The sequence below is a fragment of the Pseudomonas sp. 910_23 genome (genome assembly GCF_052850795.1).
In genome coordinates, this window is sequence record NZ_VXCZ01000030.1 from 39,604 (window position 1) to 52,590 (window position 12,987).

The 12,987-nt window shown below is 57.7% G+C and carries 12 protein-coding genes; 5 read left to right on the forward strand and 7 right to left on the reverse strand.

Annotation, left to right across the window (positions count from 1 at the left end; all coding sequences use genetic code 11):
• Nucleotides 1–428: 428 nt before the first annotated feature.
• Entirely contained in the window at nucleotides 429–3,323 is a 2,895-nt protein-coding gene (locus FW800_RS26360; protein WP_032879843.1) for a ribonucleoside-diphosphate reductase subunit alpha, read from the forward strand.
• 260 nt (nucleotides 3,324–3,583) lie between these two features.
• Here FW800_RS26360 and flgE read toward each other — a convergent pair whose 3' ends face one another.
• From flgE to FW800_RS26390, 6 genes are all read right to left on the reverse strand, one after another.
• Nucleotides 3,584–4,900 (reverse strand): flagellar hook protein FlgE, encoded by a 1,317-nt coding sequence (gene flgE / locus FW800_RS26365; RefSeq protein WP_446438807.1) that lies wholly within the window; start codon nucleotides 4,898–4,900, stop codon nucleotides 3,584–3,586.
• Between the two features lie 31 nt (nucleotides 4,901–4,931).
• Complete coding sequence (gene flgD, locus FW800_RS26370) at nucleotides 4,932–5,651, reverse strand: flagellar hook assembly protein FlgD (RefSeq protein WP_446438808.1); 720 nt, start codon at nucleotides 5,649–5,651, stop codon at nucleotides 4,932–4,934.
• 16 nt (nucleotides 5,652–5,667) lie between these two features.
• Nucleotides 5,668–6,111, reverse strand: coding sequence for a flagellar basal body rod protein FlgC (gene flgC / locus FW800_RS26375; RefSeq protein WP_005790586.1), 444 nt, complete (start codon nucleotides 6,109–6,111; stop codon nucleotides 5,668–5,670).
• 3 nt (nucleotides 6,112–6,114) lie between these two features.
• Nucleotides 6,115–6,522 (reverse strand): flagellar basal body rod protein FlgB, encoded by a 408-nt coding sequence (gene flgB, locus FW800_RS26380; protein WP_003193573.1) that lies wholly within the window; start codon nucleotides 6,520–6,522, stop codon nucleotides 6,115–6,117.
• Between the two features lie 308 nt (nucleotides 6,523–6,830).
• Nucleotides 6,831–7,658 (reverse strand): protein-glutamate O-methyltransferase CheR, encoded by an 828-nt coding sequence (gene cheR, locus FW800_RS26385; protein ID WP_005790588.1) that lies wholly within the window; start codon nucleotides 7,656–7,658, stop codon nucleotides 6,831–6,833.
• 42 nt (nucleotides 7,659–7,700) lie between these two features.
• Complete coding sequence (locus FW800_RS26390; protein ID WP_005790590.1) at nucleotides 7,701–8,633, reverse strand: chemotaxis protein CheV; 933 nt, start codon at nucleotides 8,631–8,633, stop codon at nucleotides 7,701–7,703.
• Nucleotides 8,634–8,707: 74 nt separating this feature from the next.
• Between FW800_RS26390 and flgA the strand changes: the two genes are divergently transcribed.
• The 4 genes from flgA (at nucleotide 8,708) to FW800_RS26410 (ending at nucleotide 11,295) form a co-directional block, all read left to right on the forward strand.
• A complete protein-coding gene (gene flgA, locus FW800_RS26395) occupies nucleotides 8,708–9,463 on the forward strand; it encodes a flagellar basal body P-ring formation chaperone FlgA (protein ID WP_032879840.1) in 756 nt (251 codons plus the stop codon).
• 143 nt (nucleotides 9,464–9,606) lie between these two features.
• The gene (gene flgM / locus FW800_RS26400) at nucleotides 9,607–9,930 is read left to right on the forward strand and encodes a flagellar biosynthesis anti-sigma factor FlgM (protein ID WP_032879838.1); all 324 of its coding nucleotides are present in this window, start codon (nucleotides 9,607–9,609) and stop codon (nucleotides 9,928–9,930) included.
• 48 nt (nucleotides 9,931–9,978) lie between these two features.
• Nucleotides 9,979–10,449 carry a flagella synthesis protein FlgN gene (locus tag FW800_RS26405; RefSeq protein WP_005790595.1) on the forward strand — a complete coding sequence of 157 codons (471 nt, stop codon included), beginning with the start codon at nucleotides 9,979–9,981 and terminating at the stop codon, nucleotides 10,447–10,449.
• A 96-nt stretch (nucleotides 10,450–10,545) separates the two neighbouring features.
• A complete protein-coding gene (locus FW800_RS26410) occupies nucleotides 10,546–11,295 on the forward strand; it encodes a flagellar brake protein (protein WP_005790597.1) in 750 nt (249 codons plus the stop codon).
• 58 nt (nucleotides 11,296–11,353) lie between these two features.
• Here the strand turns inward: FW800_RS26410 and FW800_RS26415 are convergent, their stop codons facing one another.
• Nucleotides 11,354–12,733: an MFS transporter gene (locus FW800_RS26415; RefSeq protein ID WP_005790600.1), complete on the reverse strand. Its 1,380-nt coding sequence runs from the start codon at nucleotides 12,731–12,733 to the stop codon at nucleotides 11,354–11,356.
• Between the last annotated feature and the right edge of the window lie 254 nt (nucleotides 12,734–12,987).

Consider the following 12,987-nt stretch of genomic DNA (forward strand, 5'->3'; position numbering starts at 1 on the left):
ACCCCCCAAAAACGCATTATCTTGTACCTCGGCGCTAAAAAAACCCTACATGTAGGGTTTTAAGCGAAAAAACCAAACACAAGTCAGACCAGAAACTCAAGCGCTTTCTTGCTCACGTTTGGTTGAACCAAAGCATTTTTTCAAAGCCCAAACCGCGCACGCGGATGGCAGCCGTTTTCAAGCCCGCTTGGCTGAAGACGGTACGGGTGTTGCAGGGCTTGAACCAGGCCACTGTCACCCAGCAGGAATACGGCGAAGGGCTCCCGGCCCCAAGCCAAAGACTTCGGCATGGAAGCGGCGCGATGAGCTCCCTTCCTCCTGTCCCGAAGTTGTTATGCCAGGCCCTGGCCTGCTGTAAGTGCTTCAGGACGGAACGGTGGGCACCTTGATGGTGCCCAAATAAATATAGAATGTGGAGACAACCCCCCATGCAAACCGACACAACTCGCGAGAACCCGCAAGGCTCCGTGCCGCAGGCCGCTGATTCGAATCTGGATCTGTCCGCCACCGCACCTGGCCAACTGCGCGTGATCAAGCGTAACGGCACTGTCGTTCCTTATACCGATGACAAAATCACCGTCGCCATCACCAAAGCGTTTCTTGCAGTTGAAGGCGGCACCGCTGCTGCCTCGTCGCGCATCCACGACACCGTTGCCCGCCTGACCGAACAGGTCACCGCGACCTTCAAGCGTCGCATGCCTTCGGGCGGCACCATCCACATCGAAGAAATCCAGGACCAGGTTGAACTGGCCCTGATGCGTGCCGGCGAGCAGAAAGTGGCCCGCGACTACGTGATCTACCGCGATTCGCGCGCCAAGGAACGTGCCGTACGCTCCCCGGCCGAAGAAGCTGCCGTACAAGCGCACCCGTCGATCCGCATCACCCTGGCTGACGGCAGCTTTGCCCCGTTGGACCTGGGCCGCCTGAACACCATCATCACCGAGGCCTGCGAAGGTCTGGAAGAAGTCGACGGTGACCTGATCCAGCGCGAAACCCTGAAGAACCTGTACGACGGCGTGGCCCTGACCGACGTCAACACCGCGCTGGTGATGACCGCCCGTACCCTGGTTGAACGCGAGCCGAACTACTCGTTCGTGACCGCGCGCCTGTTGATGGACACCCTGCGTGCCGAAGGCCTGGGCTTCCTGAAAGTCGCCGACAGCGCCACTCACCACGAGATGGCTGACCTGTACGCCAAAGCCCTGCCGGCCTATATCGCCAAGGGTATCGAGTTCGAATTGCTGAACCCGATCCTGGCCACCTTCGACCTGGAAAAACTCGGCAAGGCGATCAACCACGAGCGCGACCAGCAGTTCACCTACCTGGGCCTGCAAACCCTGTACGACCGTTACTTCATCCACAAGGACGGTATCCGCTTCGAACTGCCGCAAGTGTTCTTCATGCGCGTGGCCATGGGCCTGGCGATTGAAGAGAAGAACAAAGAAGACCGTGCGATCGAGTTCTACAACCTGCTGTCGTCCTTCGACTACATGTCGTCGACCCCGACCCTGTTCAACGCCGGCACCCTGCGTCCTCAGCTGTCGAGCTGCTACCTGACCACCGTGCCGGATGACCTGTCGGGCATCTACCACGCGATCCACGACAACGCCATGCTGTCCAAATTCGCCGGCGGCCTGGGTAACGACTGGACCCCGGTGCGCGCACTGGGTTCTTACATCAAGGGCACCAACGGCAAGTCCCAGGGCGTTGTACCGTTCCTGAAAGTGGTGAACGACACCGCCGTCGCCGTTAACCAGGGTGGCAAGCGCAAAGGCGCTGTGTGTGCCTACCTGGAAACCTGGCACATGGACATTGAAGAGTTCATCGAGCTGCGCAAGAACACCGGTGATGACCGTCGTCGTACCCACGACATGAACACCGCCAACTGGATCCCTGACCTGTTCATGAAGCGCGTCTTCGATGACGGCAAGTGGACCCTGTTCTCGCCATCCGAAGTGCCGGACCTGCACGACCTGACCGGCAAGGCCTTCGAAGAGCGCTACGAGTACTACGAAGCCCTCACCGAGTACCCAGGCAAGGTCAAGCTGTTCAAGACCATCCAGGCCAAAGACCTGTGGCGCAAAATGCTGTCCATGCTGTTCGAAACCGGCCACCCTTGGTTGACCTTCAAGGACCCATGCAACCTGCGCAGCCCGCAGCAGCACGTGGGCGTGGTCCACAGCTCGAACCTGTGCACCGAGATCACCTTGAACACCAACAAGGACGAGATCGCCGTTTGCAACCTGGGCTCGATCAACCTGCCGAACCATATCGTCAACGGCAAGCTGGACACCGCCAAGCTGGAACGCACCGTCAACACCGCAGTACGCATGCTCGATAACGTGATCGACATCAACTACTACTCGGTGCCACAGGCGCAGAACTCCAACTTCAAGCATCGTCCAGTTGGCCTGGGCATCATGGGCTTCCAGGACGCGCTGTACCTGCAGCACATCCCTTACGGTTCCGATGCTGCGGTCGAGTTCGCCGACAAATCCATGGAAGCGGTGAGCTACTATGCGATCCAGGCGTCCTGCGACCTGGCCGACGAGCGCGGCGCCTACGAGACGTTCCAGGGTTCGCTGTGGTCCAAAGGCATCCTGCCGCTGGACTCGCAACAGATCCTGATCGAAGCCCGTGGCCAGAAGTACATCGACGTTGACCTCAACGAAACCCTGGACTGGGCGCCGGTTCGTGCCCGCGTGCAGAAGGGTATTCGTAACTCCAACATCATGGCCATCGCACCGACCGCCACCATCGCCAACATCACTGGCGTGTCGCAGTCGATCGAACCGACCTACCAGAACCTGTATGTGAAATCGAACCTGTCGGGCGAATTCACCGTGATCAACCCATACCTGGTTCGCGACCTGAAAGCCCGCGGCCTGTGGGACTCGGTCATGATCAACGACCTGAAGTACTACGACGGTTCCGTGCAGCAGATCGAACGCATCCCGCAAGAACTCAAAGAGCTCTACGCAACCGCCTTCGAAGTGGATACCAAGTGGATCGTTGACGCCGCCAGCCGCCGTCAGAAGTGGATCGACCAGGCTCAGTCGCTGAACCTCTACATCGCCGGCGCTTCGGGCAAGAAGCTGGATGTGACCTACCGCATGGCCTGGTACCGTGGCCTGAAAACCACTTACTACCTCCGTGCCCTGGCCGCAACCAGCACCGAGAAGTCGACCATCAACACCGGTAAGTTGAACGCTGTTTCCAGCGGCAACCATGGTGATGATTCGGTTCTCGCAGCTCCTGCCGGTCCGGCACCTGTGCCAAAGGCCTGCGCGATTGACGAGCCGGATTGCGAAGCTTGCCAATAAGCTGAACCTGCCGAGGGTTTAACCACTTAAGGCAGAAAAGCCCCCGATACACCTAGGGTGTATCGGGGGCTTTTTCTTGGGCGGGCATAAAGCCCTTGTTGCGGTACTGCGGTTCGGTCAATAACTGGATTGGCAGCGTGAAGCAGATGCAAATGTGGGAGGGGGCTTGCTCCCGATAGGGTGGTCTCAGTCAATGGATACTTGGCTGATACACCGCTATCGGGGGCAAGCCCCCTCCCACATTTTGAAGCACTAACCTATCAGGTCATCTGGATGATGGTCTGCATGATGGTGCTTTGGGTGGAGATGGTCTTGGCGTTCGCCTGGTAGTTGCTCTGGGCCTTGATCAGGTCAACCAGCTCGTTGGTCAGGTTGACGTTGGAGGCTTCCAGAGAGGAGCCCTTGATAGAACCCAGCGTGCCAGCTTCCGGCGCGTCGTAACCCGGCTGGCCCGATGCAAAGGTCTCTTTCCAAGTAGTACCGCCAGCCGGCTGCAAGCCTTGCTCGTTGTTGAAGCTGGCCAGGGAAATCTGGCCGATGGCTTTGCTCTGCTGGTTGCTGAAGGTCGCGAACAATACACCGCTGCCGTCGACTTTCAGGCCGGTGATCTGGCCAGTGGCATAACCGTCAGTGACCGGCGGGTTGCGGTAGCTGGCCGAGTTGTACTGGGTGACGTTGCCCATGTTGATAGCGATGCCATCCTTGTTCGCTGACGCATCGTTGGCCTTCCAGACACCGTCGGTCACTGTACCGGGTACCCAATCCTTAATGGTCAGGGTGTTGCCGGCAACACCACCGGTCACGATGCTCTTGAGATTACCGGCACCATCGAAAGCCAGGGTCGACGGCACTGGCGCTTTCACATCAGCCCCGGTACCGGTCGGCGCCGAACCATCAGGATTGCGGCCATCGATCAAGGTGTAGGCCTGCCACTGGTTGGCATCGGTTTTCACCAGGTACTGCACCATCGGGTGCGCGTTGCCCTGGGAGTCGTACAAGGTGGTGCTGTATTGCGTGGTGAAGGTTTCGGATTTGGTTGGATCAAACGGGTTCTTGGACTGATCGATCACCGGCGACGAGGAGTTCAGGTTGCTGGAAGAGTCCACCTTGGTAGACGCCTTCGGGGGCAGGTTGGCCAGGTTCAGCTGCAGGTCGACCAGGCCACCCTTGGTGATCTTGCCATTCTCGTCCGCGGCATAGCCTTGCAGGCGCGAGGTGCCGGTATTGTTGGTGATATAGCCGTCTTTGTCCGCTCGGAAGGCACCGCTACGGGTGTATTCCAGCGAGCCGTCGCTGCCCTTCTGCACGAAGAAGCCACCGCCCTGGATCGCCATGTCGAGGATGCCACCGCTACCATTGACATCGCCTTGGGTGAACTGCTGGGACACTGCCGCCAGGTTCACACCGTTGCCGATACTGTTCTGGCCGGTGCCCAACTTGGAAGCCGCGTAGATATCGGCGAATTCCGCACGGGATGACTTGAAGCCGGTGGTCGCGACGTTGGCGATGTTGTTGCCGGTCACGTCCAGTTGTTTGTTGGCCGCATAGAGGCCGCTAAGGCCGATATTAAAAGACATGTTTCTCTCCCTCTGCCGTATTTAGCCGGCTCTATGTACCGATAGTCTGAATTTGCGACAGCTTGACGCTGCCCATGCCGCCTGCAAGGTTGAGCAGCATTTCGCCGCCGGTCTTGCTCAAGGTCACGCTGGTTACGGTGGCTGGCAGCGAGGTGGCCAGGGAAACCGAGTCACCCTTGTCGTTCTTGGTGCTGGCATTGAAGGTGTAAGTGCCGGCTGGGGCGACCTCGCCCTTGTCGTTCTTGCCGTCCCAGATAAAGCTCTGGCTGCCGGCACTCTGCGCGCCCATATCCACGGTGCGCACGACGTTGCCGTCCTTGTCGGTGATCTTGACGGAAACGTTACCCGCCGCCGATGGCACCTCTACCGAACCGTTCATGCTCTTGCTGGTATCAACCATGGCTTTGTCGGTCTGGATAATGATCGACCGCCCCACCAGCGATGAAGCCTGCAGCGCTTGCGAAGAGCTGAAGTTGCTGGAGATGTTATTCACCGAGTCGTTCAGGGTGTTGATGCCTTCCAGGCTGCTGAACTGGGCAAGTTGGGCCACGAACGCGCCGTTGTCCTGGGGCGACAGCGGGTTCTGGTTTTTCAGCTGGGTTACCAGCAACTGCAGGAATGCGTCCTTGCCCAGCGACTGGTTGCCAGTGGCCGCTTTGGAAACATTCGAGACATTGTTCGAAGCGTCCTTGACCTTGGAATTGAACAGGTCCTGGACTGCCGTGTTGTTTGACGTATCAACGATGGCCATTATTTGGCGCCCCTTATTACTGACCCAGGGTCAGGACCTTCTGCATCATGGCTTTGGCGGTGTTCATCATTTCCGCATTGGTCTGGAACGAACGACTGGCGGAGATCATGTCAGCCATTTCCTCGACCACGTTGACGTTGGGGTAGTAGACGTAACCCTTTTCATTCGCGGCCGGATGGTTGGGCTCGTAACGGGCCTCCAGGTTGCTCTGGTCTTCGACCACACCCAGCACCTGCACGCCGGAGCCGGCTGCGTCCTGGTTCTGGAACAACGAATCGCTGCCACCGGCCTGGCCACCCTGGAACATGGTGGCAAACACCGGGTGACGGGCACGATAAGTCTGGTCAATGCTCGAAGAGACGGTCTCGGCGTTGGCGATGTTACTGGCGACGGTGTTCAAACGCGTGGTCTGCGCGCTCATGCCACTGCCGGCAATATTGAAAACACTGGACAGGGACATGGCTTATTCTCCACGCAGGGCTGACATCAGCCCTTTGAATTTGCTGTTGAGCAGGGTAAAGCTGGCCTGGAAGTTCACCGAGTTCTCGGCGTAGTTCGATTGCTCCAACTGCGCGTCGACGGTGTTCTGGTCGATCGACGGCTGCATCGGCGTGCGATACAGCAACGACTCGTCACCCTTGCTCAGGCCTTGCGCTTCGATATGACGGCTGTTGGTCATGTTCAAGGCGAAGGTGCCGTTCTTGGTCTTGTCTTGCTGTGCGGCGAGCACGGCAGAGAAGTCCAGGTCCCGAGCCTTGTAGTTCGGGGTATCGGCGTTGGCAATGTTATTGGCCAGGACTTCGGCACGCTGGGCGCGAAAGCCCAGGGCTTGTTCATGGATACCGAGCGCTTTATCGAAGCTGATGCTCATGGCGGAAACCTTTAGGCTGACCTGCTGTTCGTTAGCAGGGTTATAGCAAGGCGCGTGCCAATCTTGCGGAGGCCCGTATATCAAGGGTTTCGAGGGTAGTTGCCGGCGACTATGCCAGAAAAGCGGCAAGCGTTTTCCACGTAGTGACAGTAAAGCGGCAATGGGGAGTTGCCGCTTTCTTCAACGTTGCCGCAGAAACAAATGTGGGAGGGGGCTTGCTCCCGATAGCGGTGTATCAGTGATAAAGACATCAACTGAACCACCGCTATCGGGAGCAAGCCCCCTCCCACACTTTAACTGCGTGCGACTTACTTGGCCTGGTAGATGATCCCCGGGCTGCACTGCACCATCTGGTAATGGTCCGGCAGGCCATTCAACGCTTCGGAAGCACCGAGGAACAGGTAACCGCCGCGCTTGAGCGTGCCGTGGATACGCAACAGGATGTCTTTCTTCACTTCGGCCGAGAAATAGATCAGCACGTTGCGGCAGAACACCATGTCGAACTTGCCCAGGCTGGCGTAGCTGTCGAGCAGGTTGAACGAGCGGAACTCCACGCGATTCTTGATCGGTGCCTTGATCGCCCAGCGCCCGGCGCCTTTGGGGTCGAAGTAACGCTGCAGGCGCTCCTGGGATAAACCGCGGCCCAGGGCCAGGCTGTCGTACTCACCGGTCTTGCAGTTGGTGAGCATGGTGCCGGACAAGTCGGTAGCAACAATTTGCGCGCCGGCTTTCAACTGGCCCATGTTGGTTCGCTCGAACTCGTCGATGGACATCGAGATCGAGTACGGCTCCTGCCCCGAGGAACAAGCCGCCGACCAGATACGCAGGCGCTGGCCAGGACTGGCCTTGATGGCTTCCGGCAACACTTTGTTCTTGAGCACTTCAAAGGGGTAGGTATCGCGAAACCACAGGGTTTCGTTGGTGGTCATGGCATCGACCACCATTTCCTTGAGCCCGCTGCGCGGCTGCCCCTGGATCCGCTGGACCAACTCACCCAGGGACTTGATGCCCTGCTGTTCCATCAGTTTGTTGAGACGGCTGGATACCAGGTACTGCTTGTTTTCACCGAGCAATATGCCACAGGCTTTTTCCAGGAAGACCCGGAACTGTTCGAAATCCAAATTACCCGTAGACAATGATACCGCCTCTTAAATCGTGTGATCGCCGGGGGAAATCCCCTAGCCGTGATCTGCTGCCTTGATCCGGTCGACTACCCGGGATGCGAGGTCATCAGGACGGAATTTGGCCAGAAAGTCATCAGCACCAACCTTCTTGACCATTGCCTGGTTGAATACCCCCGACAACGAAGTATGCAGGATGATATGCAGTTTTTGCATGCGTGGATCGTTGCGTATCTCGGCCGTGAGCGTGTAGCCGTCCATTTCCGGCATCTCGATGTCGGAGATCATCATCAGGAATTCTTCTTCGGGCTTCTTGCCTTCGTCCACCAGCTTGCGCAGGTAATCCAAGGCCTGACGACCATCATTGAGGGCCACCACGTCTACACCAACGGTCTGCAGGCAGCGTGTGACCTGCTTGCGCGCCACTGAGGAGTCGTCCACGGTCAATACGCGCAGAGACACCGCCTTGTGTGCAGTCTCGGCATCCACCACACCCACAGAGATGGTTTCCGAAGTGGGCGCCACTTCGGCGAGGATTTTCTCCACGTCGATGATTTCGACCAACTGGTTATCGACCCGTGTCACCGCCGTCAGGTAGTGATCGCGCCCCGTGCCCTTGGGCGGCGGGTGGATCTCTTCCCAGTTCATATTGACGATACGCTCCACCGAGCGCACCAGGAAACCCTGGGTCTTGGTGTTGTACTCGGTGATGATCACAAAGGGGTTCTGGCGGTCTTGCAAACCCGCCGAGCCCGTGGCCATCGCCAGGTCAAGAATGGGAATAGTTGCACCACGGATGTTGGCTACGCCACACACCACTGGGCTGGACTTGGGCATGATCGTCAGCTTGGGGCATTGCAGCACCTCCCGCACTTTGAATACGTTGATGCCGTACAACTGCTTGCCATCCAGGCGAAAAAGCAACAACTCCAGGCGATTCTGCCCTACCAGCTGTGTGCGCTGGTTTACTGAATCCATTACACCTGCCATGCCCTGACTCCTAAATCCTGGGGGTACGACGCGCACCCAACACTAAACGGCACGAGCTTTGCTATTTATTAAACATGGATATTAAAACGACAGTTTCCCGACGCCCTAGCCACCGCAGGCTGTTCAGCACCGTGATGGCGCTGCTTGCCTTGAGCATTGGCGCTACCGCACGCGCCGACAATGTCACCCTGCCTGATCTCCTTATCGGCGTCACCCAGGGTTTTCTTGAATTCACTGTAGAAGATTATCTGGCGACCACGCAGACCCCGGGACGTTATGAAATTCAGGTCAGCCAGTTGGACCCGCGCTTGCGCATGCCGATGTGCGACAAGGAATTGACAGCCACGCTGGAAAGCCCTGCCCAGCCCATCGGACGCGTAACGGTAAAAGTTCGCTGTGAAGGCGCCTCGCCCTGGACGGTATTCGTGCCGGCTCAGGTCAAGCTGTTCCGCGATGTGGTAGTGGTCGCGCGACCGTTGAAACGCACCGGCATCATCGGCTACGAGGATGTGGCCCTGCGCGAGCGCGATATCAGCCTGATCAACCAGGGCTACCTGACCTCAGTGGATCAGGCTATCGGGCAGAGACTCACCCGACCAATGGTCACCGATCAAGTCATCACACTGGTTCATCTGGAACAGGCCGAAGTGATTCGCAAGGGTGACCAGGTGGTGATTTCTGCCAGCAGTGGCGGGCTGAACGTAAGGATGCCAGGGGAGGCACTGTCCAACGGCGGCATGAGCGAACAGATTCGCGTCAAGAACCTCAACTCCAATCGCGTGATCAAGGCGCGGGTCACGGCGCCAGGTCAGGTCGAAGTTGCTTTATAGATCACTGGAATCACAGCCCGGCTTTTCCTACACTGTGTATTGGATGTCGAGCGGTACAGGTTTATTGTCAATCGAGCCTAAAGTTTGCCCGGGTATGGCCGAAAACATGGCAAGCGTCCAAATACCCAGAGGTTTTTTTCACCATGGTCATTGATTTCAGTCGTTTGAATAGCACCCAGGCTTTGCCGGGCAATACGCGCACCAACGGTGCCAAGGACAGCGTAGAAGCCAAGTCCCAGCCCCTGCCCGCCAAGGCAGAGCAGGCCAGCGCCAGCCAGAGCGGGGAATCGGTACACCTGAGCAATGAGGCTCAACAGTTGCAGAAGGTCACTGACTCGCTGCGTGATCAGCCGGTTGTCAATAAAGCTCGCGTGGCTGAGTTGAAACAGGCCATCGCCGACGGCAGCTATAAAGTCGACAGCAGCCGTGTAGCCAGTAAGCTGCTTAACTTCGAAGCCGAGCGCTAGGCAAAAGCCTGCGCAGGGCTTTTGGACGCTTAAAACCCAAGGCCAGCCATGCACCACGACGAACATCTGCTTCAACTGATCATTGATGATCTGGCGCCCACGCACCAGTTGCTTGAGCTGCTCAAGGAAGAATCCCTGGCCCTGTACGGCCGGGACATGCCCTTGCTCGAAGAAATCCTGGCGCGCAAGCAGTCGCTGATTGTGTTGCTCGAACAACACGGCAAGAAGCGCAGCCAGATACTCATCAGCCTGGGCCTGCCTGCCGATCACGAAGGCCTGGCACAACTGGCCAGCCATTCCTCGGTCGGTGATCAATTACTGGCGCAAAGCAAAGAACTCAATCAATTGCTTGCCCAGTGCCAGGAAGCCAACCTGCTCAACGGCCAATCAATCCAGCTTCAGCAAGCCACGACCGCCAATCAGTTGCGCATACTGCACGGTGGTGAGCCTCCGGCCCTGTACAACGCCCAAGGCTCCACCTCTCGCCTGGTCAAGCCAAGTACCCGCAGCCAAGCCTGACACCGGTTTACAGCGCGACCTATCCAAGGAGCGCTACATACTGGCAAAATGCCGGTTCTTGCGTGTAGTCGTACTTTGTCTGGAGATGGAAGAACCGTGTTCAACGCCCCTAATGCGGAAGATGCACCGCAGCCACCGAAGGTGCTCACTACGCCTCTGGAAGTCGCCAGCACATTACGGATGCTGCAAGAAAGCCATGATCCGCTGATCATCACTTTCCACGAACGCAGCCAGCGCTTTCAAAGCTATTTGGTGGATATTGATCGGGACAGCAAAACGCTGGCCCTGGATGAAATGATCCCCCGAGACGGTGAGCGCTACCTCGAGAACGGCGAACCCTTTCGTATCGAAGGCTTCCATGAAGGTGTACGGGTTGCCTGGGAAAGCAATGGCACGCTGAATATCAGCGAAAAAGACGGCCACCGTATCTATAGCGGCAGCATGCCTGATGAAGTGGTTTACCATCAGCGGCGCAATGCATTTCGCGCCGCGCTGAAACTTGCGCAATTGGTGAATATCGAACTGGGCGGCGAGAAGCTCAAGGCACCGATCAGCGGCAAACTTCTGGACATTTCCGCCACCGGCTGCAAATTGCGCTTTGAGGGCGATATCTCCGAGCGCCTGCAGTTGGGCCAGGTCTATGACCGCTTTATCGCCGCCCTGCCCTTTGGCAGCATGACCACCTCCGTCGAACTGCGCTACCTGCACTTCGAAGACAAGATCAACACGACCTTTGCTGGCGTGCGCTTTCACAACATGAGTGGTTTGGTGCAGCGCCAGGTGGAGCGTTTTGTCTACCAGCTGCAGCGCGAGGCTCGGCGCTTCGACAAGGACGATGATCTTTAAGGTTTGGACGCTGAAATAAAAAACGGGCAGTTCCTGATAGGAACTGCCCATTTTTCGTTCAGGGGCGTGCCCTGCTCAAGTCATGGGGATGTTCATCCGGGTCCACCGGCTCCTGCGGCTCTTCATTGGCTGGCTCATCAGTTACCGGGTCTGGCTCGGGTTCCGGGTCAGGGACAGTGACCTGCATCTGCTCCTGTACCACTTGCTCATCCACCCGTGGGTCTAGCGCTGCTACCAGCGGTGAACTGGACATGCTGTCAGGCATCGCCACGTGATGCAGCGGGGCGTCGTCGACCTGGTGCAGGTTGGTCACTGCTTTGGGGCGGATGCGCCATACCAGGATCAACGCACACAAACTGAAAAACGCGTAGAGCATCTGGCTGCCGAACAACTTCATCACTACGCCCGCCAGCAGTGGGCCGATACTGGCGCCTATGCCGTAGGTCACCAACAACATGGCCGTCAGCGAAACCCGACGATCACCTTCTACATGATCGTTGGAAAAAGCCACTGCCAATGGGTAAAGGCAGAATTGCACCAGCGAACAGAAGAAGCCTGCCACAAACAGCACTTCCAGCGGTACTTGAGTCATGATCGCCAGCGGCAACGCTGTTACGGCCAGGCACAACGCAAAGCAGCGAATCAACAGCGCGCGGTCATAGCGGTCCGATAGCCATCCCAGCGGCCACTGAACGACCAAGCCGGCAAAAATGCAGCTCCCCATGAACAAGCCGACTTGCTCAGTCGTCAGCCCCTGCTGAGACGCGTAGAGCGGCGCCAAACCGTAGAACGACCCAACGATCAAGCCCGCGCCCAGCACCGTACTGAGAGACTGTGGCACACGCTTTATAAAAAAACGGGGCTCCATCGGGGCCGGGTGCAGGGGCGCGGGGTGAATGCGTCGGGTCATGGCCACAGGCACCAGGCACAACGCAAAACACAGCGCGACCAACATCAGCAGTTCAAGCCCAAGGTGAGGATGCATAACCAGGATCAACTGCCCCAGTACCAACCCGAGGTAGGACGCGATCATGTAGCCGCTGAACACTACGCCACGCTGCTTGGCATCCGCCTGTTCATTGAGCCAGCTTTCGATAACCATGTACTGGCACATCATCCCCAGGCCGACGATTATCCGCAGCACGATCCAGGCAGGTAGCCAATCAATCAAGCCATGACCCAGCACTGCCGCGCCGACGATTCCGGCGCAAGTCGCATAGGCACGAATATGTCCAACGCGGGCAATCAGGCGATGCCCGATCTTGCCGCCCAGTACCAAGCCAAAATAGTTGGCGGCCATCAGCGCACCGACCCACAAACTGTCGACATTGTCTGCCGCCAGGCGCAAGGCCAGGTAAGTACTGAGCAGGCCGGAGCCAATCAGCATCATCAAAGAGGCGAAATAAAGGGCTCGAAAAGATTTCCAGATCTGGCGCATCGGCGTTCCGAGCGGCTCCTTGCGGTAAGGGATTGGGCTATCGGCATGATAGTCCGGGTGGTCGGGTCCGGACAGGCGGTGCGGCCTGTTTCCGGGGATTATTTTGCATAAGAGCTCAGACGTTGCACCTGTGTCTGTAGGTACACAACGATAGAGATAAATACATGACGCCCCTGCTGTGAACCCTGAAGCGCTGCAAGGTTCGACTGATCTTTGAGGCTTTGCAAAAAGCTGTGGGTATTGAATAGCTCGGT